At 69.2% G+C, this 25924-nt stretch carries 25 protein-coding genes and 1 pseudogene; 15 read left to right on the top strand and 11 right to left on the bottom strand.

The annotated features are described in order from the left end of the window. Positions 1 to 76 precede the first annotated feature (76 nt). Positions 77 to 946: a class I SAM-dependent methyltransferase gene (locus GGQ61_RS06890; RefSeq protein WP_183770987.1), complete on the top strand. Its 870-nt coding sequence runs from the start codon at positions 77 to 79 to the stop codon at positions 944 to 946. Between the two features lie 107 nt (positions 947 to 1053). Here the strand turns inward: GGQ61_RS06890 and recQ are convergent, their stop codons facing one another. Together recQ and GGQ61_RS06880 are read right to left on the bottom strand one after the other, a co-directional pair. Further along, entirely contained in the window at positions 1054 to 2898 is a 1845-nt protein-coding gene (gene recQ / locus GGQ61_RS06885; protein ID WP_183772392.1) for a DNA helicase RecQ, read from the bottom strand. A 63-nt stretch (positions 2899 to 2961) separates the two neighbouring features. Continuing rightward, a complete protein-coding gene (locus GGQ61_RS06880; protein WP_183770985.1) occupies positions 2962 to 4701 on the bottom strand; it encodes an N-acyl-D-amino-acid deacylase family protein in 1740 nt (579 codons plus the stop codon). 214 nt (positions 4702 to 4915) lie between these two features. Between GGQ61_RS06880 and GGQ61_RS06875 the strand changes: the two genes are divergently transcribed. From GGQ61_RS06875 to rimM, 4 genes are all read left to right on the top strand, one after another. After that, positions 4916 to 5725 carry an SH3 domain-containing protein gene (locus GGQ61_RS06875; protein WP_183770983.1) on the top strand — a complete coding sequence of 270 codons (810 nt, stop codon included), beginning with the start codon at positions 4916 to 4918 and terminating at the stop codon, positions 5723 to 5725. Positions 5726 to 6024: 299 nt separating this feature from the next. Then, a complete protein-coding gene (gene ffh / locus GGQ61_RS06870; protein ID WP_183770981.1) occupies positions 6025 to 7548 on the top strand; it encodes a signal recognition particle protein in 1524 nt (507 codons plus the stop codon). 20 nt (positions 7549 to 7568) lie between these two features. Then, positions 7569 to 8066: a 30S ribosomal protein S16 gene (rpsP, locus tag GGQ61_RS06865; RefSeq protein ID WP_183770980.1), complete on the top strand. Its 498-nt coding sequence runs from the start codon at positions 7569 to 7571 to the stop codon at positions 8064 to 8066. 59 nt (positions 8067 to 8125) lie between these two features. Next, entirely contained in the window at positions 8126 to 8674 is a 549-nt protein-coding gene (rimM, locus tag GGQ61_RS06860) for a ribosome maturation factor RimM (RefSeq protein WP_183770979.1), read from the top strand. Here the strand turns inward: rimM and GGQ61_RS22610 are convergent. Then, on the bottom strand, positions 8671 to 10845 hold the full coding sequence (locus tag GGQ61_RS22610; protein ID WP_183770978.1) for a tetratricopeptide repeat protein: 2175 nt from the start codon (positions 10843 to 10845) through the stop codon (positions 8671 to 8673). The genes rimM and GGQ61_RS22610 overlap by 4 nt on opposite strands. Before the next feature lie 75 nt (positions 10846 to 10920). Beyond that, positions 10921 to 11781, bottom strand: a complete 861-nt coding sequence (locus tag GGQ61_RS06850) for an acyl-CoA thioesterase (protein WP_183770977.1) — start codon at positions 11779 to 11781, stop codon at positions 10921 to 10923. 135 nt (positions 11782 to 11916) lie between these two features. Between GGQ61_RS06850 and trmD the strand changes: the two are divergent. The 6 genes and pseudogenes from trmD to GGQ61_RS06815 all read left to right on the top strand — a co-directional run. After that, positions 11917 to 12650 (top strand): annotated as a pseudogene (trmD, locus tag GGQ61_RS06845) (tRNA (guanosine(37)-N1)-methyltransferase TrmD); the annotation flags it as partial. A 3-nt stretch (positions 12651 to 12653) separates the two neighbouring features. Beyond that, a complete protein-coding gene (rplS, locus tag GGQ61_RS06840; RefSeq protein WP_183770975.1) occupies positions 12654 to 13040 on the top strand; it encodes a 50S ribosomal protein L19 in 387 nt (128 codons plus the stop codon). A gap of 180 nt (positions 13041 to 13220) precedes the next feature. Continuing rightward, positions 13221 to 13712, top strand: a complete 492-nt coding sequence (locus GGQ61_RS06835; RefSeq protein ID WP_183770973.1) for a winged helix-turn-helix transcriptional regulator — start codon at positions 13221 to 13223, stop codon at positions 13710 to 13712. Next, entirely contained in the window at positions 13709 to 14284 is a 576-nt protein-coding gene (locus GGQ61_RS06830; RefSeq protein WP_183770971.1) for a 2-hydroxychromene-2-carboxylate isomerase, read from the top strand. The genes GGQ61_RS06835 and GGQ61_RS06830 overlap by 4 nt, the downstream gene beginning before the upstream one ends. A gap of 24 nt (positions 14285 to 14308) precedes the next feature. Next, on the top strand, positions 14309 to 15904 hold the full coding sequence (locus tag GGQ61_RS22010; RefSeq protein WP_221220916.1) for an SDR family NAD(P)-dependent oxidoreductase: 1596 nt from the start codon (positions 14309 to 14311) through the stop codon (positions 15902 to 15904). Beyond that, positions 15901 to 17028 (top strand): serine hydrolase domain-containing protein, encoded by a 1128-nt coding sequence (locus GGQ61_RS06815; protein ID WP_183770968.1) that lies wholly within the window; start codon positions 15901 to 15903, stop codon positions 17026 to 17028. The genes GGQ61_RS22010 and GGQ61_RS06815 overlap by 4 nt, the downstream gene beginning before the upstream one ends. On the opposite strand, the gene rarD is transcribed toward GGQ61_RS06815, so the two are convergent. The 3 genes from rarD to pseB form a co-directional block, all read right to left on the bottom strand. Next, complete coding sequence (rarD, locus tag GGQ61_RS06810) at positions 17013 to 17927, bottom strand: EamA family transporter RarD (RefSeq protein ID WP_183770966.1); 915 nt, start codon at positions 17925 to 17927, stop codon at positions 17013 to 17015. The genes GGQ61_RS06815 and rarD overlap by 16 nt on opposite strands. A gap of 124 nt (positions 17928 to 18051) precedes the next feature. Then, positions 18052 to 19203, bottom strand: coding sequence for a UDP-4-amino-4,6-dideoxy-N-acetyl-beta-L-altrosamine transaminase (gene pseC, locus GGQ61_RS06805; protein WP_183770964.1), 1152 nt, complete (start codon positions 19201 to 19203; stop codon positions 18052 to 18054). A 4-nt stretch (positions 19204 to 19207) separates the two neighbouring features. After that, on the bottom strand, positions 19208 to 20266 hold the full coding sequence (gene pseB / locus GGQ61_RS06800; protein WP_183770962.1) for a UDP-N-acetylglucosamine 4,6-dehydratase (inverting): 1059 nt from the start codon (positions 20264 to 20266) through the stop codon (positions 19208 to 19210). A gap of 74 nt (positions 20267 to 20340) precedes the next feature. Here pseB and GGQ61_RS06795 point away from each other — a divergent pair, with 74 nt between their 5' ends. Beyond that, entirely contained in the window at positions 20341 to 20763 is a 423-nt protein-coding gene (locus GGQ61_RS06795) for a hypothetical protein (RefSeq protein ID WP_183770959.1), read from the top strand. A 20-nt stretch (positions 20764 to 20783) separates the two neighbouring features. Here the strand turns inward: GGQ61_RS06795 and nhaA are convergent, their stop codons facing one another. The 4 genes from nhaA to GGQ61_RS06775 all read right to left on the bottom strand — a co-directional run bounded on the left by nhaA (position 20784) and on the right by GGQ61_RS06775 (position 23904). Next, positions 20784 to 21971 (bottom strand): Na+/H+ antiporter NhaA, encoded by a 1188-nt coding sequence (gene nhaA, locus GGQ61_RS06790; RefSeq protein ID WP_183770957.1) that lies wholly within the window; start codon positions 21969 to 21971, stop codon positions 20784 to 20786. Between the two features lie 172 nt (positions 21972 to 22143). Next, the gene (locus GGQ61_RS06785) at positions 22144 to 22920 is read right to left on the bottom strand and encodes an SDR family oxidoreductase (RefSeq protein ID WP_183770955.1); all 777 of its coding nucleotides are present in this window, start codon (positions 22918 to 22920) and stop codon (positions 22144 to 22146) included. 19 nt (positions 22921 to 22939) lie between these two features. Further along, on the bottom strand, positions 22940 to 23248 hold the full coding sequence (locus GGQ61_RS22150; protein ID WP_183770953.1) for a 4a-hydroxytetrahydrobiopterin dehydratase: 309 nt from the start codon (positions 23246 to 23248) through the stop codon (positions 22940 to 22942). Then, entirely contained in the window at positions 23245 to 23904 is a 660-nt protein-coding gene (locus tag GGQ61_RS06775) for an HAD-IA family hydrolase (RefSeq protein WP_183770951.1), read from the bottom strand. The genes GGQ61_RS22150 and GGQ61_RS06775 overlap by 4 nt, the downstream gene beginning before the upstream one ends. A 91-nt stretch (positions 23905 to 23995) precedes the next feature. Here GGQ61_RS06775 and GGQ61_RS06770 point away from each other — a divergent pair, with 91 nt between their 5' ends. Genes GGQ61_RS06770 through GGQ61_RS06760 form a run of 3 tightly spaced genes read left to right on the top strand, consistent with a single transcriptional unit; the run spans position 23996 to position 25922 of the window. Further along, positions 23996 to 24367, top strand: coding sequence for a VanZ family protein (locus GGQ61_RS06770; RefSeq protein ID WP_183770949.1), 372 nt, complete (start codon positions 23996 to 23998; stop codon positions 24365 to 24367). After that, positions 24364 to 25197, top strand: a complete 834-nt coding sequence (locus GGQ61_RS06765; protein ID WP_183770947.1) for a heme-dependent oxidative N-demethylase subunit alpha family protein — start codon at positions 24364 to 24366, stop codon at positions 25195 to 25197. The genes GGQ61_RS06770 and GGQ61_RS06765 overlap by 4 nt, the downstream gene beginning before the upstream one ends. Positions 25198 to 25244: 47 nt before the next feature. Continuing rightward, entirely contained in the window at positions 25245 to 25922 is a 678-nt protein-coding gene (locus GGQ61_RS06760) for a hypothetical protein (RefSeq protein WP_183772512.1), read from the top strand. Positions 25923 to 25924 lie beyond the last annotated feature (2 nt).

Below are 25924 nucleotides of genomic sequence, written 5' to 3'. Positions count from 1 at the left end.
CGGCCCGCAGGCGGGTAGCCAATGGGCGGCGGACAAGGCTATGAGCCGTGCTTCCCTTTCGCTCAGGTAGTCTTTCATGTTGCCTCCCGACGACGCCAAGGCGGTCGCCGCCGCCGAAACTCTCGCCGCCTCCGGGGCCGGCGTGGACCAGGTGCTGGCCCAGCTGCGCGCAACGCTTTCGCTCGACGCCTTCGGGATGCTGATCATCGACTTGCCGCGCGAGGACCTACCGCACCTGTCGCGCCTGCTGCCGCGCATGGCCAGCGACGAGACCCAGCGCAACTTCACCGGCAACGCCGGCCTGACCCTGCTGCGCGAGACGGTCAGCTTCGTCCGCGCCCTGGCCTACAACTACGCCGCCGTCCGCAACCGCTCGCTCTCGCAGGCGCGCGTCCTCGACTACGGCTGCGGCTACGGACGCATCACCCGGATGATGTACTACTACACCGACCCCGCCAGCATCTGGGCCATGGACCCCTGGGACTTCGCGGTCGGCCTCTGCCGCGAGGCCGGCCTGATCGGCAACCTGGCGCAGTCGGACTATCTGCCCAAGTCGCTGCCGGCGCCGGAACGGGCGATCGACGTCGCCTTCGCCTTCTCGGTGTTCACCCACACCTCGCGCTCGGCCACCGACGCGGCGCTCGGCGCCCTGCGCCGCCACATCGCCGACGACGGCCTGCTGGCCATCACCATCCGCGCGCCCGAGTACTGGGACGTCAATCCGGACTACGCCGACAAGGCCGAGGCCTACAAGGCGCTGCACGCCCGCGACGGCTTCGCCTTCGTGCCGCACCAGCGCGACACCGTCGAGGGCGAGGCCACCTACGGCGACACCTCGTTGACCCTGGACTTCATCACAGCCAACTATCCGGACTGGAAGATCGCCGGCTCGGACTGGGCCCTGGCCGACCCCTACCAGCGCTACGTCTTCCTGCAGCCGGCCTAGAGCGTGATAGCTGGAAGTGGCAGCCGGTTACGGCGGTCATCACGCTCTGACTTTTCGAAGTAGAGCCTTTTTTCCCTTCAAACGACTCCGTTTGAAGGGAAAAGGCTCTAGGCGTCCATGCCGCGCAGCACGGCGAGCACCGCCTCGCCGTAACGCTGCAGCTTGCCCTCGCCGACCCCGGAGATCGCGCCCAGGCTCGTCAGGTCCGATGGCTTGCGCCCGGCGATTTCGGCCAGGGTGCGGTCGTGGAAGATGACATAGGGCGGCAGATGCTGGCGCGCCGCCTCGTCGCGGCGCCAGGCGCGCAGCGCCTCGAACACCGGCTGGTCGTGGGCGCTCACCGCCAGCGCCGCGCCGCTCTGCCCCTTGCGTCGACCGCTGGTCCGCGCCTTCGGTTCAGGTTCCTGCGGTTTGCGCAGTGAAACCTGCCGCTCGCCGCGATAGATCGCCTTCACCCCGTCGGCGTCGCCCAGCCCGATCAGCGGCCGCCCGTCGTTCGGGTCCTCGCGCAGCAGGCCGTCGAACAGCAACTGGTCGATCAGGTCGCGCCAGGCGATGGCGCTCAGCTCCTGGCCGATGCCGAAGGTGGTCAGCCCGGCCTCGAAGCTCGACGGGTCCTTGGTCTTGCCTAGCAGGTGGTCGACCAGCCGCCCACGCCCGAACCGGCCGCCCATGCGGTGCACGGCCGACAGCGCCATCTGGGCCGGGCGGGTCGCGTCCACCGTCTCGACTTCGCCCAAACAGAGGTCGCACTGGCCGCAGGCCTTGACCCCTTCCTCGCCGAAGTAGCGGCGCACGGCGGCGGCGCGGCAGGTCGTTCCGTCGAGCATGGCGTAGAGCTGGCGGACTTTGCGGCCCTGCACCTGCTTGACGCTCTCGTCGACATCGCGGCCGTCCAGCCGGCGGAACGCCCAAGCCATGTCGGCCGAACCGTAGAGGGTGATGCCCTCGGCCGGGTCGCCGTCGCGTCCGGCGCGGCCGATCTCTTGCCAATAAGCCTCGATCGAGGCCGGCGGATCGGCGTGGATCACATAGCGGACGTCGGGTTTGTCGACGCCCATGCCGAAGGCGATGGTGGCGACCATCACCGCCTCGTCGGCCTCGAGAAACTTCTCCAGCCGGTCGGCGCGGACGTTCTTGTCGAGGCCCGCGTGATAGGCCAGGGCCGGAACCCCAGCGCCGCGCAACGCTTCGGCCAGCTTGTCGACCCCGTCGCGCGAGCCGGCATAGACCACGCCCGACCGCCCCGGCCGCGCGGCGACCAGCTCCAGCACCCGCTTGTGGCCGGCCCCGCGCTTGCGCTCGGCCGAAAGCGCCAGTTCCGGCCGCGCGAAGCTGGCCACGAACTCGGCCGAGTCCTCCAGCCGCAGCTCGGCGCGGATGTCCTCGCGGGTCCGGTTGTCGGCGGTGGCGGTGACCGCCAGCCGCGGCACGTTCGGGAAGATGTCGGCCAGCCGGCCCAACATCCGGTACTCGGGCCGGAAGTCGTGGCCCCATTGGCTGACGCAGTGGGCTTCGTCGATGGCCAGCAGCGCCAGCGGCACGCGCGACAGCCGCTCCAGCATCGAGGGCTGCATCAGGCCTTCGGGCGAGATGTAGAGCAGGTCCAGCTCGCCGCGGTCGATCTTTTCCCAGGTCTCGGCCCGCTCCCAGGCCTCGCCGGTGGAATCGAGCTTGGCGGCCGCGACGCCCGACTGCTGCAGGCCCGCCACCTGGTCGGTCATCAGCGCGATCAGCGGCGAGACCACCAGGCCGAGGCCGGGCCGCATCATCGCAGGGATCTGGTAGCAGACGCTCTTGCCGCCGCCGGTCGGCAGCACGGCCATGGCGCTGCGCCCGGCCAGCACCTCGGCGATCACCTCGGCCTGGCGGCCGCGGAAGTCGGGATGCCCAAAGGTGCGGCGCAGAATTTCGCGCGCCCCGTCCAGGGTCGGCGTGTCGTCGAGATCCATACGCGGCGCGAGGGAGGCGGCCATCCGGGGCTTATGGCCTGCGTCGGCGCTCAGGCCAAAGCGCTATTCCGCCGCGATCGCCGCCGGCGCCGCCCGCGCCCCGCGCAGCAGCCTGCCCGGCAGGGCGCCGGTCGGCTGCCCGTCGCGATAGGTGACCTGGCCCGCCACGATGGTCGCCACATAGCCGTCGGCCCGCTGCACCAGCCGTCGCCCGCCGGCCGGCAGGTCGTAGGCGACGCTCGGCGCGCCCAGGGTCAGGCCCTCATAGTCGATGACATTGAGGTCGGCCCGGTACCCGGGCGCCACCACGCCCCGGTCGTGCAGGCCCAGCGCCGCGGCAGTGTCGTGGCTCTGCATCCGCACCATCGTCTCCAGGGGCAACTTTGGGCCACGGGTTCGGTCGCGGGTCCACAGCGTCAGGTTCGAGGTCGGGAACGAGCCGTCGCAGATCATCCCCACGTGCGCCCCGCCGTCCGACAGCCCCGGCACCGTGTCCGGGTGGTTCAGCATCTCGAACGAGGGGTCAAGCGAGCCGTTCGCGTAGTTGAGGAACGGCAGGTACAGCATCCCGCGCCCGCCATTGGTCAGCATGTGGTCCAGCGCCAGTTCCTCTGGGCGCACGCCCTTGGCGACCGCCAGGGCCAGCACCGTGCGGTCGGGCGTCTGCTCGTAGTCCGGCGTCTCGCCCATTAGGAACATGACCTTCCAGTTCTGGGTCATGTTGGCGGCGAAGGCGGCCGAGGCCTCGTTTCCTTCGCTCAGCAGCTGGGCGCGGAACGCCGGATCGGCCAGCTTGGCCGCGCGCTCGGCCAGCGGCAGCGCCGCGATCGCCTTGTAGCTCGGATAGTGTGTGAACGGATTGAGCGTCAGCTCCAGGCCGAACAGCACCCCCACCGGCCGCCCGCAGACCTGAGCCCGCATCGGCAGACCCGCCCCGCTCGCCTCTTCCAGGCGGTCGAGCAGCAACCGCCACTGGGCCGGCTGAATCGGGCTCTGCACCAGGGAGAACGACAGCGGCCGCCCGGAGGCCTCGACGATCCGCCGCAGCATCGCGAACTCGGCTTCCGGGTCACCGAAGTCGGAGACGAACTGCAGCGCGCCCTTGCCGGCCGCCGCCAGCCCCATGGCGATGCCGGTCAGCTCGGCCTCGGACGCGGTCAGGGTGGGGGTCGGCTGGCCGTCGCTGGTGCGATGGTTCAGCGTGCGCGAGGTCGAAAAGCCCAGCGCCCCGGCCTCGACCGCGCCCTTGGCGATGGCGGCCATCGCGGCGATGTCGTCCGGGGTGGCGTCCTCGCGATTGGCGCCACGTTCGCCCATCACGAACACCCGCAGCGCCGCGTGCGGCAGCTGGGCGCCGATGTCGACGTCGAAGCTCCGGCCCTCCAGGCTGTCGAGATAGTCGGGGAAGCTCTCCCAGTTCCAGGGCAGGCCCTCGGTCAGCACCGGGAAGGGAATGTCCTCCACCCCTTCCATCAGCCGCACCAGGCGGTCGTGATCAGCGGGCTTGCAGGGCGCGAAGCCGACCCCGCAATTGCCCATCACCACCGTGGTCACCCCGTGCCAAGACGAGGGCTGCATCCGCTGATCCCAGGTCGCCTGGCCATCGTAGTGGGTGTGAATGTCGACGAAGCCCGGCGTGACCAGCTTGCCGCGGGCGTCGATCTCCTCGATCCCGGCGCCGCTCACCTGGCCGACCGCGACGATCAGCCCGTCCTTGACCGCGACGTCGGCCACGAACGCCGGGCCGCCCGATCCGTCCGCCAGCGTGCCGCCCCGGATCACGAGGTCATAGGCCCTTTCCATGGCGTTCTCCCTTGTGCCGCCGTGTCTCCGACGCTCGGCGGGATTACCCGCCCGCGCAGGGGGTCAGGTCAAGGGCGCCGTGGCGGCAGCGGGCGGCCGGTTCAGTACAATTGTTGATAGCGCCCCGGTATGGAACGGAAGCGGGCGCAGACGCATTTTTCCGGCACAGCTTGTTCGCCCCGAATTGGGCCCCGACCCGTCCAGGAAACCCGATATGCGTCCTTCACAAGTCACCGCGGCCCTCGTCGCCGTCGCTCTCGCCATGCCCGCGACCGCGGGCGCGCAGCCGACCCTGCGCCAGGGCAGTCCCCTCTCCTCGATCTTCGGCTGCGACGCCGGTGGCAACAAACAGGCCGGCGGGGCGGTCATCGGCGGCCTGGTCGGCGGCGTGGTCGGAAGCAACCTCGCCAAGAACGAGCGCACGCTGGGCACCGTGCTCGGCGCCGCGGCCGGCGCGGCGGCCGGCTCCTACATCGGCTGCCGGATGCAGCGCAGCGACCAGCAGAAGGCCCAATACGCAGCCCAGAACGCCCTCGACCGCGGCGGCTCGCAATCCTGGTCCAACCCGGAGACCGGCGCCTCGGGCGACGTCCGCGTCGTCTCGACCTCGAACGGCGGCGGGGGCCAGCCGGTCTCGCTGAGCGGACTGCGCTTTGCGAAGGGCGTCGAGCCGGCCTCAGCCTACGAGTCCGCCTCCGGTCTCTACACCGCGCCCAAGACTGTCAACATCCGCGCCCGCCCGACCACCTCCGCGCCGGTGGTCGGCAAGCTGAACGGCGGCCAGAGCTTCGACGCCCTGGCGCGGGTCAGCGGAACGCCGTGGCTGCTGGCGGGCCGCAACGGCCAGGCGATCGGCTACGTTTCGGACACCGTGGTGCGCCCGGCCGGCGGCGCCCAGTACGCCGGCGGCAATTCGGTCTGCCGCACCTTCGAGCAGACCATCCGCACCTCGAACGGCGCTCCGGAAACCTCGCGCCACACCGCCTGCAAGGGCGCCGACGGCCAGTGGGTGGTGCAAGGCTGAGTCCGCGCACGGGTCGGCGTCACCACATGATATGTGGCGTCGACCCTTCAAATCCTTGACCTAAAGCATCCACAGGGGCATAAGCGCCCCCTTCTGGCGCATAGCATTCGCGCCCTCCACCGCCACGACCCCCACGACTGATGTGGGACGAGGGCGGCGAGGCCCCCCGTCGACGTGATCGTCCACGGGGGTCGATTGCGTTTGGGCCTCCCGAGACATTTGCGGTCCGCAGGATCGAAAATGTCTCAAACCCTTTCTTCCCATTTTCCCTCCTCGGGAAAATTGGGGTGGAGTCTCGCGTGTTTGACGCACTGACAGATCGGCTTTCCGGGGTCTTCGACCGCCTCTCCGGGCGGGGCGTGCTCTCGGAAAAGGACATCGACGAAGCCCTGCGCGAGGTGCGTGTCGCCCTGCTCGAGGCCGACGTCGCGCTGCCCGTCGTCCGCGAGTTCATCTCCAAGGCCAAGGAACGGGCCGCCGGCGAGGAGGTGATCCGCTCGATCCGCCCCGCCGACCAGGTGGTGAAGATCACCTATGACGGCCTGGTCGAGATGCTGGGCGGCGAGACTGCCGAGGGCCTGAACCTCGCGCTCAACCCGCCGACGGTCATCATGATGGCCGGCCTGCAGGGCTCGGGTAAGACCACCACCGCCGGCAAGCTGGCGCTGAAACTCGCCAAGGACCGCAAGAAGGTCTTGCTGGCCTCGCTCGACACCCGCCGCCCCGCCGCCATGGAGCAGCTGGCCCTGCTGGCCAAGCAGGCGGGCGTCGAGAGCCTGCCGATCGTAGCCGGCCAGGCCGCGCCGGACATCGCCCGCCGGGCCATGTCCGCGGCCAAGCTCCAGGGCTTCGACGTCGTCATCCTCGACACCGCCGGCCGCACCACCATCGACGAAGCGATGATGGCCGAAGCGGCCGAGATCGCGAAGATCGCCTCGCCCACCGAAACCCTGCTGGTCGCCGACAGCCTGACCGGCCAGGACGCGGTGCGCACCGCCACCGCCTTCCACGAACGCCTGCCGCTGACCGGCCTGGTGCTGACGCGGGCCGACGGCGACGGCCGCGGCGGCGCGGCGCTGTCGATGCGCGCGGTCACCGGCCTGCCGATCAAGTTCCTCGGCGTGTCGGAAAAGATCGAAGGCCTCGACGTCTTCGACGCCCGCCGCGTGGCCGGCCGCATCCTGGGTCAGGGCGACGTCGTCGCCCTGGTCGAGAAGGCCGCCCAGGACCTGGACGTGGCCAAGACCGAGGCGATGGCCAAGAAGCTGGCCAAAGGCCAGTTCGACCTCGACATGATGGCCGAGCAGTTCAACCAGATGAAGCGCATGGGCGGCATGGAAGGCCTGATGGGCCTGCTGCCGGGCGTCCAAAAGGTCAAGAAACAGCTCTCCGAAGCCAACGTCTCCGACAAGATGATCGACCGCCAGATGGCGATCATCTCCTCGATGACCAAGGCCGAGCGCAAGAAGCCCGACATCCTGCAGGCCTCGCGCAAGCGCCGCATCGCCGCCGGCGCCGGCGTCGACGTGGCCGAGATCAACCGGCTCCTGAAGCAGCATCGCCAGATGGCGGACGCCTTCAAGATGATGAGCCGCGACGGCGGCAAGGGCTTCGCCCGCATGGCCGGCATGATGGGCGGCGGCGGCATGGACCGTCTCAAGGCCCTGGGCGGCGGCAAGATGCCCGCGCCCGATCCCAAACAACTGGAAGAACTCGGCAAGCTGGCCAGCCAAGGGGGCGGTCTGCCCGGCCTCGGCGGCCCCGGGAAGCTTCCTGGCCTCGGCAATCTGCCGCCCGGCTTCAACCCCTTCAAGAAATCCTAGAGCTTACAAAGGACTAACCCATGCTCAAGATCCGTCTCGCCCGTGGCGGCGCCAAGAAGCGCCCCTACTACAACATCGTCATCGCCGACTCGCACTCGCCGCGCGACGGCCGCTTCATCGAGAAGGTCGGCGCCTACAACCCGATGCTCAAGAAGGACGACCCGGCGCGCGTCACCCTGAAGGTCGAGTCGATCCAGGCGTGGCTCAAGAAGGGCGCCCAGCCGACCGACCGCGTCGCGCGTTTCCTGGCCAACGAAGGCCTGGTGAAGTGGGAAGCCGGCAACAACCCGAGCAAGGCCGAGCCGGGCCGCAAGGCCAAGGAACGCGCTGAAGAGCGCGCTCAACGCGAAGCTGACCGCGCCGCCGCCGCGGCCGAAGCCGCCGCCCAGCCGGCTCCGGAGCCGGAACCCGAAGCCGCTCCGGCCGAGGAAGCCCCGGCCGCCGAGGCCGCCGCTGAAGCTCCGGCTGCTGAAGAAGCTCCGGCCGCCGAAGGCGACGCCGAAAAGACCGAAGGCTAAGTCCAGCGCCGCTCACCGCGGCCTTCGGGATGGGGTGAGCTGGCCTTGGTTCGACCGACATGGGCGACGAAACGCACAATCTGATTTTCGTCGCCCAGGTCGGCGCCGCCCACGGCGTGCGAGGCGAGGTGAAGGTCACCACCTTCACCGCCGACCCCATGGCGCTGGTGAGCTACAAGACCTTGATGCGTCAGGACGGCTCGCCCGCCCTGACCATCGCATCGGCCCGCCCGACCAAGGGCGGGATCGTCGCCCGCCTCAAGGGCGTGGACGACCGCAACGCGGCCGAGGCCCTGCGCGGCCTCAAGCTCTATATTTCCCGCGACAGCCTGCCCGAGCCGGAGGAGGACGAGTTCTATCTCGCCGACCTCATCGGCCTGACCGTCGAGACCGCCGCTGGCGAACTGCTGGGCACGGTCAAGACCGTCCAGGATTTCGGCGCCGGCGACCTGCTCGAAATCCAGCCCAAGGTCGGCGCCAGCTGGTGGCTGGCCTTCACCCGCGAGGCGGTGCCCGAGGTGCGCATCGCCCAGGGCAAACTCATCGCCGAGCCTCCCGCCGTCATCGAAGCCGACCCCAACGAGGGTCACGAGGAAGGCGAAGACTAGGCTCGCTGGGCGAGCACCGCCTCGCGCTGGCGGGCGAGATCGGCGCGCGCCTTCGCCATCAGCGCCTTGATCGCCGGATCGTCGCGCAGCACCAGCATGTTCGGCTGCTGGTCCAGCCACAGGCTCTCGTCCCACAGGAAAACGCCGCGCCAACCGTTCTGGTAGGCGGACTCCAGTGCGGCGACCGCCTCGTTCCGCATGCCTTTTTCAGCGAACACCTTTGCGCGGGCGACCAGCCAGTCGTTCGGCGGCCGCTGACCAGGCGTCGGCGCGGTCACCTTCAGCACCTCGTCGAGCAATCGCTTGGCCTGCGCCCGATCTCCCAGTCGGTTCAGCGCGTGGGCCGCCACCGTCGGCATGGCCAGATCCAGCCCGGTGACCGCCGGCTCCGGCGAGAAGATGTCGGGCCGCAGGGTCTTCAGCGCCGCCACGCCCTCGGCGTACTTGCCGGTCATCACCGAGGTCTGGAACACCACCATCGGCCAGAACGGCTCGTCGTCCTTGGCCATTAGCGAGCGGCCCATGGCCAGCGCGCCGCTCCAGTCGCCGTCGTAGCAAAGGATAGTGACCTCGCCGAGCTCCTTGGCCGGCGACTCGCTGATCGCCCGCAGCACCGCATCGGCGTCCTCGCGCAGGCCGAGGTTCATGTAGACCCAGGAGGTCTGCAGCGAGATGAACGGGTCCTGGCCGGTGGCGATGGCCTTTAGCCAGGGCTCGGCCTCGTCAAACCGGCCCTTCTCGGCCAGCACCATGGCCAGCTGGTACTTGGCCTGTTCGTATTCCGGATAGAGCTCGGTCGCCGAATGGAACTGACGCTCGGACTCGTCCAGCTGGCCGACGTTCATCAGCGCCTTGCCGTAGGTCATGATCGTCGAGCGGTTCAGCGGATCGAGGGCCAGCGCCTTGCGGCCGAAGGCCACCGCCTGCCCCGACTGGCCTAGGTCGTTCAGCCGCGAGGCCTTGGCGCTCAGCGCCTCGGGCTTGTTGGGCGCCAGCTTCAAGGTGCGTGCGATCGCCTCGTCGAAGGCGCGCTCATACTGCGGCCCGCCGATCCGGATGCTCTGCACCCGGGCGATCATCGCCTTGGCCATCCAGACGTCGGGCGAGTCCGGATCAAGCTGCACCGCCTTGTCGATCGCGCCCTGGGCGACGCGGCCCGCCTCGCCGATGTCCATCGCCAGCCCCTGCTGGGCCAGCACCATCGTCGCCTGGGCGTAGCCGGCGAAGGCCGCGGCGTTTCGCGGCTCCAGGTCCATCAGCTGTTCGAAGCCGGCCCGCGCGGCCTTCAGCGAGTCCGGATCCTGGCGGCGAAGCTGCGCCATCGAGGTGAGCTGCAGCGTGTAGGCGGCCGGATCGCGCGGCGTCTCGTCGGCAGGGCGCGCGCTGCGCAAGGCCAGCTTGACCTTCATCGCCTCGGCGACCGCCTCGCCGATCTCGGTCTGCAGGTCCAGCGCGTCGACCATCTGGCGGTCATAGGTCTCCGACCACAAGTGAAAGCCGTCCTTGCAGGCCACAAGCTGGCACGTGACCCGCAGGCGATCGCCCTCGCGCCGCACGCTGCCTTCGACCACGTGCGCCACGCCCAGCTTCTTGCCGACCTCGCGCAGGTCCTCGTTCTTGCCCTTGAAATAGAAGCTCGAGGTGCGGCCGGCGACCTTCAGCTCTGGCGACTGGGCGAGGCTGTTGATCACCTCCTCGGTCAGGCCGTCGGCGAAGTACTCGGCGTCCTGGGCCTGGCTGAAGGTCTCGAACGGCAGCACCGCCACCGACTTTTCCGGAGGTCCGCCGCCCAGCATCTGCATTGGGCCGCGCAGCACGCCGCTGACCTGCGCGGCGGTGACGCCGAGCACCAGGCCAAGACCGCCCAGCAGCAGCACGTCCAGCCGCGTGAGACCGGTCCTGGCCGGCGCCTCCGCGCCCTCCGGCGTCTTGGTCCTGTGGATGGAACCGTCCGGCGCGCGCTCGAACGCCCAGGCGATGACGATCGCGATCGGCAGACCCAGCGCCAGGACGATCAGCGCCGCCTGACTTGTCCACTTGGGAAATTCGAGCGTTTCGAAGATCGTCTTGGCGACCTGGAAAATCGCCCAGGCAGTCACCGTGTAGACAGCCGCCACACGAATGACGTTTCGACGCTTCAACTCACTGAGGAACTGTCCGAACACTCGCACGCCCCCTCCGAGGAAGCGTCGAGCCTAACAGTCAAAAAAGAAAGGCGGCAAGCCGGGGCCTGCCGCCGCCTGAAACTACTTCTTCAACCGCATCAGGCCTTCTTGGGCCACCGAGGCGACCAGGGTGCCGTCCTGGCCGTAAATCGCGCCGCGCACGAAGCCACGGCCGCCCGAGGCGCTGGGGCTGTCCTGGGTATACAGATGCCAGTCGTTGAAGTTCGAGGCCTTGTGGAACCACATGGCGTGGTCAAGGCTGGCCGACTGCAGCCCCGGCGTCTGCCAGGCGACGCCGTGCGGCCGCATCGCCGTCGAGAGCAGGTTCATGTCCGAGGCGTAGGCCAGGATCACCTGGTGCATGCGCGCGTCGTCGCCGATCGGAGCGACGGCCCGCATCCAGGTGTCGCTCTTGGGCTCGCTCGGCTTGGGCTTGCGCCCGAAGCCGTAGTTGTCGCGGCCGATCATCTCGATCGGACGCGGCCGGTTCATCATCCGGCGCATCTCTTCGCTCATGCCGTCTTGGACGGCCTTCTTGGCCGCCTCGGCCTCGGCGGCCATGTCGTCGGGGCTGCGCACCGCCGGCATCGGCGCCTGATGCTCGAAGCCGTCTTCGGCGACCTGGAACGAAGCGGCCAGGTTGAAGATCTGCTTGCCGTTCTGCACGGCGATCACCCGGCGGGTGGTGAAGGTGCCGCCGTCGCGCGAGCGGTCGACCTCGAACAGGATCGGGATCCGGGGGTCGCCCGGGCGGATGAAGTAGCAGTGCAGCGAGTGGCAGATCCGGTCCTCAACCGTCTCATACGCCGCCAGCAGCGACTGGGCGATCACCTGGCCGCCGAAGATCCGGCCCGGACCGTCCTCGGGCGAAACGCCGCGGAAGGTGTTCACCTCGATACGTTCGAGGGCCAGGGACTCGGTGAGGATTTCGGGCGTTTCCATGGGATCTCTAAAAATGCTGCACGTGCGAAAGGAGCCGGATTACGCCCATGGCGCACGCCCCGCAAGCGGCCAGGGAGCGACGTTCTCTTAAGGCGACCGTGGAAAACCTGCGGCGTTTGGTCCAAAAGCCGCCCCATGTCCTTCGACGCCACCGTCCTGACCATGTTTCCCGAGGCCTATCCCGGCCCGCTCGGCGTCTCGCTGATCGGCACGGCTTGGCGCGAGCATGGGCTTTGGACATTGGAAACAGTGGACATTCGCCAATTTTCCAAGGATAAGCGCGGCTTCCTCGACGACACCCCTGCGGGTGGCGGTCCTGGACAGGTTATGCGGGCGGACGTCATCGCAGCCGCGCTGGACAGCGTGGAGCGGCGGGGACGGCCGCTTTTGTACATGAGCGCACGGGGTCGGCCCCTGACCCAGGCGCGCGTGAGTGAATGGGCCAAGGGTCCGGGACTGATCGTCCTGGCCGGACGGTTCGAAGGGGTGGACCAGCGGGTGCTCGACGCCCGGGGGTTCGAGGAGATCAGCGTCGGAGACGCGGTCCTCGCCGGCGGCGAGGCGGCCTCCCTGGTGGCGATCGAAGCGTGCGTAAGGCTCGTGCCCGGCGTCCTCGGCCAGGCGGAGAGCTTGAGTGAAGAGAGTTTCGAGGACGGGCTCCTGGAGCACCCGCAGTACACCAGACCGCGGGAATTCGAGGGACTTGAGATACCGCCCGTGCTGCTCAGCGGTCACCACGCCGATATTGGCAAGTGGCGCAAAGCGCAGCGCGAAGCGGCCACGCGGGAACGACGTCCGGACCTCTGGGCGGCGCATCTCGCCAATCAACAGGCAAAGGGCGAGTAAAGCCCAGTAGGACAAGGACGACCGATATGAACATCATCCAGCAGCTCGAAAAAGAAGAGCTCGACCGCCTCGCCGCCACCCGTGCGATCCCGGACTTCCAGGCCGGCGACACCCTTCGCGTCAACGTGAAGATCAAGGAAGGCGACCGTGAACGCGTCCAGGCCTACGAAGGCGTCTGCATCGGCCGTCAAGGCGGCGGCGTGAACGAGAGCTTCACCGTCCGCAAGATTTCGTTCGGCGAAGGCGTGGAACGCGTGTTCCCGCTCTACTCCCCGAACATCGACTCCATCGAAGTGAAGCGTCGCGGCGTCGTCCGTCGCGCCAAGCTCTACTACCTGCGCGACCGTCGCGGTAAGTCGGCCCGGATCGCCGAGCGCCAGACCGCTCGCAACACCGAGACGACCGAAGCCTAAGCTTCCAGGTTTCACGAGACTTCAGACGGCGGCCGTGGCGACACGGCCGCCGTTTTCGTTTGCAGTCTGCCCCTCGACCGCTCCCTCGCCCCTTTGGGGGAGAGGAAAACCCAACACCCCCTTGCGCCCCGCCGCGCGCCCGCTAACTCTAATAATAAGAGTTACTGGGGAGCCCTCGCCATGCGCGCCAAGTCCTTCGCCGGCATGACCTGTTCCGTCGCCGGCGCCCTTGAGGCGATCGGCGACCGTTGGGCGGTGCTGCTGCTGCGCGACCTGTCGCTGGGCCTGTCGAGGTACGACGAACTGCAGGCCTCGACCGGCATGCCGACCACCACGCTCTCGACCCGCCTCAAGCACCTGGAAAGCTCAGGCCTGGTCGAGCGCCGCCCCTACCAGGACAACCCGCCGCGTCACGAATATCGCCTGACCGACAAGGGTCGCGACCTCTGGAAGGTCACGACGGCGCTGCGCGAGTGGGGCGACCGCTGGGACACCAACGGCCTCGGCGCCCCGACCATCGAACTCGTCGACGCAGCCAGCGGCCGACCGCTGGTCCTGGCTCTCGTCGACCAGGAAACCGGTCAGCCCGTCCCGCGCGGACGCGCCCGCCTGCGTCCTGGCCCCGCCGCCGACGCCAATGTCCGCAAGCTGCTTGGAGGAAGCCGCCCATGAGCCTGACCCGCACCACCTTCTACTTCGACTTTCGCAGCCCCTATTCCTACCTGGCCAGCACCCAGCTCCCGGGCCTGCCGGGCGAGTTCGCCTACAAGCCGATCGACGTGCTTGAGGTGATGAAGCGGGTCGGCAACGTGCCGACCACCATCATCTGCAAGCCCAAGCAGACCTATGCCCGCGCCGACCTCGGCCGCTGGGCGCAGCTCTACGGCGCCCCGCTCAGCCCAAATCCGGCCATGAGCAGCATTGAGGGCCCGCGCCTGCTGCATGCGGCGCTCGCGGCCATAAAGCTCGGCCACGGTCCTGCGGCCGCCGACCGGCTGTTCCGCGCAATGTGGGCGGGCGATGCGCCGCTCGGTTCCAGCACCGACGTCGCCGCCCTGCTCGCCGATCTCGGCGTCACCGCCGAGTTGATCGACGCCCCCGAGCGCGCCGCCGAGCTCGAAGCCAATGTCGCCCAGGCGGTCGAGGCCGGCGTCTTCGGCGCCCCCAGCTTCGTCACGGAGGGCGGCCTGCTGTTCTTCGGCAACGACCGCCTCGACTTCCTGCGCCGCGCGCTCGCGGCCTGACCCTCTCGCCACAAGGAACGCCAGATGAAACCGCTCGCCATCGTCACCGGGGTCGGCCCCGGGACTGGGTCCTCGATCGTCCGCAGGTTCGCCGCCCACGGCTACCGCGTGGCCATGCTGGCCCGGAACTTCGACCGGCTCGCCGCCCTGGCCCAGGAGATCCCCGACGCGGTCGCCGTGCCGGTCGACGTCTCCGACGCCGGGGCGCTGATCGCCGCCGTCGAGGACCTGATCGTCCGCTTCGGAACGCCCAAGGTGGTGGTGCACAACGCCGTCGGCGGCGCCTTCGGCAACTTCCTCGACATCGACCCGTCGGTGTTGGAGCAGAATTTCGCGACCAACGTCATGGCCCTGCACCACCTCGCCCGCCTGGCCGCGCCGAAGATGATCGAGGCCGGCGGCGGCGCGCTGATCGTCACCGGCAACACCTCGGCCCTGCGGGGCAAGGCCAATTTCGCCGGCTTCGCTCCGACCAAGGCCGCTCAGCGCATCCTGGCCGAAGCCATCGCGCGCGAGGTCGGCCCCAAGGGCGTGCACGTCGCCTATCTGGTGATCGACGCGGTGATCGACGTGCCGTGGACCCGCGAGCGCTACAAAGAGGCGCCCGACGACTTCTTCATCGCCCCTGCGCCGGCGAGGTCTTCCACCTGGCCCACCAGCCCAAGAGCGCTTGGTCGTTCCTCGCCGAAGTGCGGCCGTTCCGCGAGACCTGGTAGCGCCCAGCTTGTCGGGATCGGGGGCGCTCGGCTAAGCAGGGCGGCCATGCCGCTCGCGCTGATCATCTCCAGCCACGTCGCCGCCAGCCATGTCGGCGGAACGGCCCAGGCCAGCGCCCTCTCGATCCTGCGCATCGACACCATGGTCGCGCCGACCGTGCTCTACGGCCGCCATCCCGGCTGGGGCCCGCCCGGCGGCGCCAAGATCGAACCGGCCGTGCTCGAGGGCGTGCTGGCCGGCATCGAAGCCAACAAGCTGTTCGGCCAGACCGATCTGGTGCTGACCGGCTACTTCGCCTTCCCTGAACAGGTGCTCGCCGCCGCCCAGGCCATCGACGCGGTCCGCGGCGCCAAGCGCAGCGGCTACGGCGGAGAGGCTCCGCGCGCGCCGGTGGTCATCGTCGACCCGACCATCGGCGACGCCGGCAAAGGCCTCTACGTCCCGGCCGAGGTCGCCGCGGCGATCGCCGAGCACTTGGTCCCGCGCGCCGACGTCCTGGCCCCCAACGCCTGGGAGCTGGCCCACCTGAGCGGCCTGCCGACCCGCACGCCGCAGGACGTGCTGGTCGCCGCCCAGCGCCTGGGCAAGCCGGCCCTGGTCTCCTCGGTCGGACGCGGCAAGGAGATCGGGGTGATCTATGCGCAGCCGGGCGAAGCCTGGATGGCCGCCCATCCGCGGCTGCCCTCGGCCCCCAAGGGCACCGGCGACCTGCTCAGCGCCCTGTTCGGCGCGGCGATCCTCGACGGCCTGTCCGGCTCCTATGCGCTGGGCCGCGCGGTCGGCGGCGTGGCCGAGACCGTCGCCGCGGCCCATGCCGCAAGCGCGGCCGAACTTCCCATCGTCGCCATGGCCCAGCGGCTGAAGGCGACCTCCCCCAGCGTGCGTTTGGAGCGATTGGCATGACCCCCGAGATTCACGGCCTCTGTCCCGAGCGCTTCTCTGGCGTCCGCGCCGCCTTCGAGGACAACTTCGCTGCCGGCCAAGAGCTCGGCGCGCGTTTCTCGCTGGTCGAGCGCGGCGAGCTGGTCGTCGATCTCTGGGCCGGCTTCGCCGACCGCCAGCGCGCCAAGCCCTTCGACGAGCGCACCCTGACGCCGGTGTTCTCGACCACCAAGGCGATCGCCGCGCTGCTGATCGCGCGGCTGGTCGACGCCGGAAAGCTCGACTACGCCCAACGCGTAGCCGACGTCTGGCCGGAGTTCGCCCAGGCCGGAAAGGCGGCGATCACCATTGAACAGGTGATGAGCCACCAGGAGGGTCTCTCCGGCTTCCCTGACGAGATGGAGCCCTCGTTGTGGTTCGACTGGGACGCCGTCTGCGCCAAGCTCGCCGCCATGGCCCCGCTGTGGCCGCCCGGGACCGCCAGCGGCTACCACCCGATCACCTTCGGCTACCTGGCCGGCGAGATCTTCCGCCGGGTCGACGGACGGACCATGGGGACCGCCCTGCGCGAGGACCTGGCGCGGCCCTTCGGCCTCGACCTCTGGATCGGCCTGCCGGACGCCGAGCACGGGCGCGTCGCCGACCTGCAGCGACCGAACGGCCTGCCGAACTTCGGCGAAATCAATGCTGCGACCAAGGCTGCGTTCCTGACGCCGTGGTCCTCGCCCGCCGGCCGCGGCCAGGCCGAGTGGCGGCGCATCGAGATCCCCTCCGCCAACGGACACGCCACCGCCCCGGCCCTGGCGCGGCTGATCGGCGCGCTGGCCAACGACGGCTGGCTCGACGGCGAGACCATCCTCTCGCCGGCCCTGATCGCCGAGGCCTCGCGCGAGCGCATCCACGGCCAGGACCTGGTGCTGCCGTTCGTGATGAGCTGGGGCGCCGGCTTCATGCGCAACAGCGCCGTCAAGGTATGGGGTCCGGGCGAGCAGACCTTCGGCCATTCCGGCTGGGGCGGCTCCTGCGCCTTCGCCGATCCGGAGACCGGCCTGGCCGGGGCCTATGTCATGAACAAGCAGTCCACCGACCTGATCGGCGACGCCCGCGCCAAGCGGCTGATCGAGGCCGCCTACGCCGCGCTCTGAGCGGCCAAGATGCGGCTGCGCCGCCAGGCGCCGAACGCGAACACCGCCGCCCCGCCCCAGATGAAGGCGAATGAGACGCCCCGCAGCGGGGTGAACGGCTCGCCCTGCATCACCCCCATCACGAAGGTCATGCTGGGGGCGATGAACTGCAAAAAGCCCATGGCCGAGAACGGAATCCGCCGCGCCGCCCACGAGAACATCATCAGCGGCAGCGCCGTCATCGGCCCGCAGGCCAGCAGCCAGGCCGCCGCCGCCGGACTGGCCGTGAAGTGGCCCTGACCCTGGCTCTGCAGCCAGGCGATCAGCACCGCGCCGGGCAGGCCGAGGATCAGGCACTCGATCAAGAGGCCGGTCTGCGCCTCGGCCGCCACCCGCTTGCGGATGATTCCATAGGCGCAAAAGCTCGTCGCCAGGGTCAGCGAGATGATCGGCAGGTGGCCCAGGGCGCAGGTCTGGATCACCACCCCGACCCCAGCCAGGGCTATCGCGCCCTTGCCGATGGCGTCCATCCGCTCACGGAAGATCACGGCGCCGGCCGCCATCGCCATTAGCGGATTGATGAAGTAGCCGAGGCTGGTTTCCAGCACCCGGCCGTTGTTCACCGCCCAGATGAACACCAGCCAGTTGACCGCGATGATCCCCGCCGACAGCGCCAGCCAGGCCATGGTGCGGCCGTTGCGCAGCACGCCCGCCAATTGCTTGGTCTGGCCCGCCATCGCCACGAACAGGAAGGCGGTCGGCGCCGCCCAGAGCGTGCGGTGGGCGAGGAGCTCCCAGGCCCCGATGCCCATTCGGCCCATGATCTGGAAGGCCAGCGGCACCAGCCCCCAGATCAGGTAGCAGCCGGCCCCGACCGCAAGCGCGGAACCGTTGATGCGGGCGGAATCGTCCTGGGCCATGGGCTGCGCCGGTCGGAATGAGCTTGGAACCGGCAGAGACCGGTCGGGCCGCCTTACCTAGGCCCCCCGCGCCGCCGGGCAAGCGGATTTCGCCGGCGATGCGCGGAGATCGGACGCCCCGCGCTTAGAGCCCGAGCACGTCCGCCAGCGCTGCGGCCACCCGGTCGACGTCCTCGTCGGCCATGCCCGGATAGAGCGGCAGCGACAGGCAGCGCTCGTACCAGGCGTTGGCGCCCGGCAGCTCCCGCTCGCCGTAGCGCTCGCGGTAATAGGGCTGGGTGTGGACTGGGATATAGTGGACCTGGGTGCCGACGCCGCGCTCACGCAAGGCTTCGACTACCTCGCGGCGCGAGCGGCCCACCGCCTCGAAGTCGATCAGCGCCACCATCAGGTGCAGGACCGGATCGCTCCAGTCGGGCCGCGTCGCCTGGACGACCAGTGGCGCGAGCGGCTTGAGCGCCGCCTCGTACCGGGCCGCCAGGATCCGCCGGCGCGCAGCGAAGGCGTCCAGCTTGCCCAGTTGCGAGATCCCCAGCGCGCAGAGGATGTCGGGAAGCCGGTAGTTGAAGCCGATCTCCGGCATCTCGTACCACCACGGATCGCCGCCGGCCGGCCGGATCATGCCGTGGCTGCGCAGCCGGCGCAGGCGTTCGGCCAGCCGCGAGTCGTTGGTCGTCACCATGCCGCCTTCGCCGGTGGCGATGGTCTTGACCGGGTGGAACGAGAAGGTGGCCATCGCCGAGTGCGCGCAGTCGCCGACCTGCTCAGCGCTATTGCCGAATTTCAGGGTCGAGCCCAGGGCGTGCGGCGCATCCTCGACCAGCACCGCGCCGGCGGTCTTGGCCAGGGCCTCCAGCGCCGGCAGCTCGGCGGTGTCGCCGCGCAGATGCACCGGCAGAACCGCGCGCAGCCGCCGTCCCTCCAGCCGGGTCATAGCCTCGGCCAGGGTCGCGGGGGTCATCAGTCCCGTCTGCGGATCGACGTCGGCGAACACGACCTCGGCGCCGACGAAGCGCGCGCAGTTGGCGGTGGCCAGGAAGGTGATCGAGGGGGCGATCACCACCTCGCCCTCCTGAACCTCCAGCGCCAGCATCGCCAGGTGCAGCGCCGCCGTGCCGTTGGAACAGGCCACGGCGTGCTGGGCGCCGACCTTCTGGGCGAAGGCGGTCTCGAACGCCTCGACCGTCGGCCCGGTGGTCAGGAAGTCGCCGCGCAGCGCCTGGGCCACCGCGGCGATGTCGTCCTCCTCGATGGTCTGGCGGCCGTAGGGCAGCATGGCGTCAGTCCGTCGCCCGGCGGCGGCGATGCTCGGGCGCGCCGTCGGCCAGCAGCGCCAGCAGCCCCTCGCCGCTCAGCCACTCGTCGTTGGTGTCGCTGGCGTAGGAGAAGTTCTCAGCCACAATCGGATGGCTCGTGGCGTAGGACTCGCGGCCGAACTCCACGAACGCCGGCTCGATGGCGTAGCGGTCGCCCAGATCGACCGTGGTGCGCGCGTCGTCAGCCGAGATCATCATCTCGTGCAGCTTCTCGCCGGGACGGATGCCGATCACTCGGATGCCGACGCCCGGCGACATGGCTTCGGCCAGGTCGGTCATCTTCATCGAGGGTATCTTGGGGACGAATATCTCGCCGCCGCGCATGATCTCCAGCGAGGACAGCACGAAGTCGACGCCCTGGTTCAGCGTGATCCAGAACCGGGTCATCCGCGCGTCGGTGATCGGCAGTTCGGTGTCGCCGCGCGCCAGCAGCCGCTGGAACAGCGGGGCCACCGACCCGCGCGAGCCGACCACGTTGCCGTAGCGCACGACCGAGAACCGGGTGCCGATGTCGCCCGACAGATTGTTGGCCGCCACGAAGGTCTTGTCCGAGGCCAGCTTGGTCGCCCCGTACAGGTTCACCGGGTTGCAGGCCTTGTCGGTGGACAGCGCCACCACCTGCTTGATGCGGTTGGACAGGCACGCCCAGACCACGTTCTCGGCGCCCATGATGTTGGTATGGATGCACTCTGAGGGATTGTACTCGGCGGCCGGCACCTGCTTCAGCGCCGCGGCGTGGATCACGATGTCGACCCCGCGCATGGCCAGGGTCAGCCGCTGCCGGTCGCGCACGTCGCCCAGGAAGAAGCGCATGCAGGTCAGGGTCTCGGGATCGAATTTCTCGGCCAGGTCGATCTGCATTTCGTGCTGCTTGAGCTCGTCGCGCGAGAACACGATCAGCTTGCGCGGCTTGGCGCGCATCAGCACGGTTTCGATGAATCGGCGCCCGAAGGAGCCGGTCCCGCCGGTGACGAAGATCACCTTGCCGTCGAGGTCGAGGTTGGTGGCTGCGAACCGGCCCAAAAGCGGCGCTCCAATACGAAAACTGCGAATCGTCGCCGCACTGTCTGGCCTAGCTCGTAAAGAGAGCTCTAACCATGATGTGGCGTGGTGTCGCGATGGACCGCCGCCGCCTCCTCAGCCTCTTCGCCGTGCTCGCAGCGCCCGGGCTGACGGCCGCTGCGCCCAAGAAGGACGACAAGAAGAAGACCGTCGCCGGCACCTATGTAGAGATCAACACCCTGACCGCCAGCATCATGCGCTCCAGCGGCCGACGCGGCGTGCTGACCGTGCAGATGATCCTCGACGTCCCCGACGCCAAGCTTCGCGCGAAGGCCGAAAGCGTCGTGCCCCGCCTCCGCGCCGCCTTCGTCCAGACGCTCCAGACCTACGCCTCGGGCATGACCCCGGCCACCCCGCCCAACCCCGACATCCTCGGACCGGCGCTGCAGCGCGACGCCGACCGCATCCTCGGCCAAAAGGGCGCGAAGGTGCTGCTGGGCACGATGCTGATCCACTAGAGCGGAATGGAGCCGTCCCGTCAGGCTCCGTAAGACGCCTTGCGCGGCTCACGCTTGGCTAGGCTGAGCAGTGCTGCGCCGCAAAGGGCGGAAACAAGCGAACCGGCCAGAACCCCGACTTTCACTTCGTCCTGCAGGGCCGGGTCGGGGAACGCAAGGAGACCGATGAAGAGGCTCATGGTGAAGCCGATGCCGCAGAGCAGGGCCACGCCATAGAGCTGGGCCCAGGAGGCCGCGACAGGCAGGTTCGCCAACCGCAACTTGATCGCCAGGGCGGCGGCGCCGAACACGCCCACCTGTTTGCCGAGGAACAGCCCGAGCGCCACCCCCAGCGTCACCGGCTCCAGCAGAACAGCCGCGCTCATGCCGGCGAACGAGACGCCGGCGTTGGCGAAGCCGAAGACCGGCACGATCAGGAACGCCACCCACCCGCTCAAGCCATGTTCCAGGCGGTGCAGGGGCGAGGTCATATCGTCGGGTGCGGCCTTGGACCGGCGTAGGGGGATTGTCAGCGCCAAAACCACTCCGGCGATGGTGGCGTGGACGCCCGACAGCAGCACCAGCCACCAGAGGGCGGCGCCGAGCATGAGGTAAGGCGCGAGCCGCATGACCTTCAGTCGGTTGAGCCCGATCAGCAGCAAGGTGGCGACGGCCGCACCTGCAAGCGCCGCCAGGTTCAGCTCCGCGGTGTAGAACACCGCGATCACCAGCACGGCGACCAGGTCGTCGATAATCGCCAGGGTGGCGAGGAATACCTTCAGGCTTGTTGGGACCCGTGAGCCGAGGAGAGACAGCACGCCCAGGGCGAAGGCGATGTCGGTGGCCGTTGGGATGGCCCATCCGCGCAGCGTTTCGCCCTGGCCAAAATTGATAGCCGCATAGAGGAGACCCGGGACGACGACCCCGCCCGCCGCGGCGAATCCCGGCAGGCTTCTGTTGGCCCAGGTCGATAGCTGGCCGTCCAGAAACTCCCGTTTGATCTCCAGCCCCACGAACAAGAAGAACAGGGCCATGAGCCCGTCATTGATCCAGTGCAGGACATCGAGGCCGCCCAGAGGCTCATGCAGCAGCGCGAAGTACTTATCGGCCAGGGGCGAGTTGGCGACGAACAGCGCCAGCACGGCGGCGGCCATCAGGAGCAAACCGCCTGCAGCGCCGCTGTCTAGCAACTCTCGCAGGACGGAAGGGCGGCGGGTGGCTGGCGACATGGCGCGGGTCTCCGCGCTGGCGGCCCGACCAACGAAAAACCCTGACCGGCCAAAACAGCCGGGCACCCGGTGCCGCTATCGCATCAGACACGCGTCATAATCAAGCCAGGTGGGGCGCCCGGGTAGCGAGTCGGAACCGGACACGCGCGGGACGCTGCAGCCCGCCGCCGCCTCACATCGCCGAAATTCCGCCGTCGAGCTTGAGCTCCGCCCCGGTCATGAACTTGCTCTCATCGCTGGCCAGGTAGAGCACGGCGTTGGCGACGTCGTCCGGCTCGCCGATGTGGCCGAGCGGGATCTGCCGCGCCAGCTTACCCTCGGCGACATCCTTGCCGAGCTGCTGGCGGATCGGGTCGAGGATCGGGGTGTCGATGAAGGTCGGGTGGACCGAATTGGAGCGGATCTCCAGCCCCTGCTTGGCGCAGTGCAGGGCGATGCCCTTGCTGAGCAGCCAGACCCCGGCCTTGGAGGCGTTGTAGACCGGCGAGTTGTGGGCGGCGATCAGGCCGGCGATCGAGGAGATGTTGACGATTGAGCCCGGCTGGTTCTGGCGCATATACTTCAGCGCGTGCTTGGTCCCCAGGAAGACCGAGTCGACATTGACGCTCATCACCAGCTTCCAGTCCTCGAAGGAAAGCTGCTCGATGTTCCCGCCGCGGCTGATCCCGGCGTTGTTGACCAGCACCGAGATGCCGCCCATCGCCGCGTCGGCCTCCTCCAGGGCGTAGATCCACTGGTCTTCCCGGGTGACGTCCAGCGGGAAGGCGAAGGCCGCGCCCTCGCCGTGCTCGGCGACAATCTCGGCGGCCACGGCCTGGGCCCCGGCGTAGTTGATGTCGGCGATCGAGACCACGGCGCCCTCGGCCGCCAGCTTGCGGGCGATGGCCGCGCCCAGGCCCTGGGCGCCCCCAGTGATGAACGCCTTCTTGCCCGCGACCCGTCCCGCCATGGTCTCCTCCCTTCGGCGTCTAGTCCTTCGCGCCGGCCGCCTTCGCCGCCTCGTCCATGAAGCCCGCCATGGTCAGGTCGAGCTCGGTGACGCCGTCGGCGTCATGGGTAGTCAACAGCACTTCGACGCGGTTGTAGACATTGAACCATTCCGGATGATGGTCCAGCTGCTCGGCGCGGATCGCCACCCGCGTCATGAACGCGAACGCGATGTTGAAATCGGCGAACCGATAGGTGCGAGCGATCGCTTCGCGATCACCCGGCGCGCGGGTCCAACCCTGCAGCTTGGCCAGCGCCGCCTCGACGCCGATCTTGGTGGGGCGCGTCACGCCAACTCCTCTTCCTCGAAACTGAGGCCCGTGGCGGCGGCGAGCTCGGCCAGGGTCTGACCGACCTCCACCACCTTGATCGCCCGCATGCCCAGGGCCGCGGCCGGCTTGCAGTTGATGCCCAGGTCGTCGAGATAGACGCAAGCCTCCGGCTTCACCTCGAGCGCCTCGCACATCATCAGGTAGATCTTCGGGTCGGGTTTGCGCACGCCCGCCTTCGAGCTTTCGATGATGTGGTCGAACAGCGGCATGACCTGGCCCATGGCCCCCGCCGCGCGCTGCGGCGCGTCGGCGCCCGGACTGTGGTGGGTGACCATGTTGTTGGTGATGCAGCCGACCTTGAAGTGCGCCTTGCAGGCCTTCAGCGCCGCGACCATCTGCGGGCGCAAATGTCCCGACAATAACGGCAGCACGTCGGCGCCCGGCACCGGGTGGCCAAGGGCGGTCGATTCCGCCAGGAACAGCTCGTCGAACCCCTTGGCGTCGATCTCGTTGCGCTCGAACAGCGCCCAGGCGTTGGTGTCGGGGTTGGTCGAGTTGACCTTGCGGATCAGGTCCTTGGGCAGGCCCTTCTCGGCCTCGTACCGCCCAAACGCCTCGAATGGCGAGGACGTGAACACGCCGCCGAAATCCCAGATCACCGCTTCGATCGCCATCGATTTAAACCCGTGTTTGAATTCCCCCGGAAGCTAACGGGCCAAGCCGACTTTTGAAAGGCTCGCCGTCGTCGCGGGGCCCGGCTATCAGATGACCATGCGCGCCTTCTTCTCGTTCATCCCGCGGCCCCTGCGTCTGGCGGTCTTCGCCGCCGCGGTCGCGGTGATCCTCTATCTGACCCTGGCGCCGTCCAACGACGTCCCCGGCTCGACCCTGATCTGGGACAAGGCCGCCCACGCCATCGCATTCGGCCTGCTCGTCCTCATCGGCCTGCTGATGTCGACCCACCGGCGCAAGACGGTGATCGCCTGCGTCTGGGGATTGGCCGCCGGCATCGAGGTCGCCCAGGCGCTGATGCCGTTCGGCCGGCAGGGCGACTGGCTGGACCTGTTCGCCGACACCGTCGGCATCGTGATCGGCGTCGGCCTCTGGGCGCTGGCTCGCCGCTTCAAGCCGCAATGAGCATCCGCCACGCCCCCTACGAGGAGGCCGCGGACTTCACCATCGGGCTGAAGCCTATTACCGAGGCCGACTGGCTGGAAGGCGGCGAGGCCGACCCCGCCGCCCGCAAGGATCCGCTCGTCGCCGCCCACCGTGACGTCGTCTGGGGCGAGACCCCGGGCTCACGCCCTGGCCAGGCCGAGGTCGGCGACCTGGTCGCCGCCGCGCTCGGGACCCCGCTGGACGGCGAGGACCTGCCGCCGCTGCTGGCCGCCGCCCGCCGCGTGAGCGACGACCTGGTTCTGATGGAGAAGACCGGCGCCGAGTGGCGGGTCAGCGCCCTGTCGCTCTGCGCCCCGACCTTCTTCACCGCCCACGAGGTGCTCGGCCGCGCGCTCGGCGACATCCACGGGCCGGTGCACGGCTTCACCGACCGCTTCCTGACCCGCGTGGTGCGCATTTTCGACGGGCTGCGGCCGGGCCTGGTGCTCGAGCGCCGCAACTGGAGCGTCGTGAACTCCGACGCGACCTTCACCCCGGACTCAGCCCCGATCCGCGCCCGCATCGCCGAGATCGATCCGGCCCGCGCCGGCGCCGAACTGTTTGTACGCGTCGAGCGCCAGACCTTGCGGCGGCTGCCGGCCACCGGCGGTGCGCTGTTCACCATAAGGGTGTGGCTCGCCCCGCTGGACGACCTCGCCGGCGACCCGCCGCGGCTCGCAGCCTTCGCCCGCGCCTGGCGCGAAGCGACGTCGGATTTCCGTGCATACAAGCGGTTGGAGCTCTACGACGAGCTTGTCAGGGGATTTCTTCGCGCCCACGGTGAAAGCCACAGCGTTAACGGAAACTGATCCTCATGGTTGTGGCCGTCTTAGCTGAACGACGCCGGGAAACCGTCATGCGCCTGCGTACCGTCCTGTCGATCGCCGTCTTCGTGGCCCTGGCGGCTTGCGACGCCGGCGGCCCGCCGAAGATCGGCGCGCGCCAGCCGGCCCCGCCGCCGGGCTCGGTGACCATGCCGGTGACCCCTGCGGTCGCTCCGCCGACCGCCTGCCCCGATCCGGCCCAGATCATCGCCGCGGCCTGCCCGCCGCCCAAGGTCGCCAAGGCGCCGGCCAAGCCGGTCAAGGTCGTCCACCGCAAGCCCAAGCCCAAGCCTGCCAAGGTCGTCGACATGCGCCCTGCCAAGCCGGCCCCGGCTCCGGCTCCGGTCGAGCGCGAATACGCCCGCGTGGTGCAACCGCCGCCCGTGCTCCCGCCGCCGCAGCAGCAGCGCCCAGGCCGCATCGTGCAGGAAGAGATCACCGAGTCCTATCGCGGCTATCCGCCGGCCCAGGCCTACGCGCCGCCCCCGCAGCAGAACTACGCGCCTCCGCCGCCGGTCTATGCGCCGCCCCCGCCGCCGATGGCTTACTACGCGCCGCCGCCTCCGCCGCCGCGCTATGCCCAGCCGCCCCCGCCGCCGCCGCCGCCGCCGATGGCCTACTATCCGCCGGCGCCCAGCGGGCCGTGCTGCACCTATCCGGCGGCCGGACGCGACGCCAACGGCTTCCTGACCTGGCCAGGCAAGCGCTAGGC

This window comes from Phenylobacterium haematophilum, assembly GCF_014196295.1.
In the GTDB taxonomy this organism is placed as follows: Bacteria; Pseudomonadota; Alphaproteobacteria; order Caulobacterales; family Caulobacteraceae; genus Phenylobacterium; species Phenylobacterium haematophilum.
This window is presented reverse-complemented; position numbering and strand designations above follow the sequence as displayed.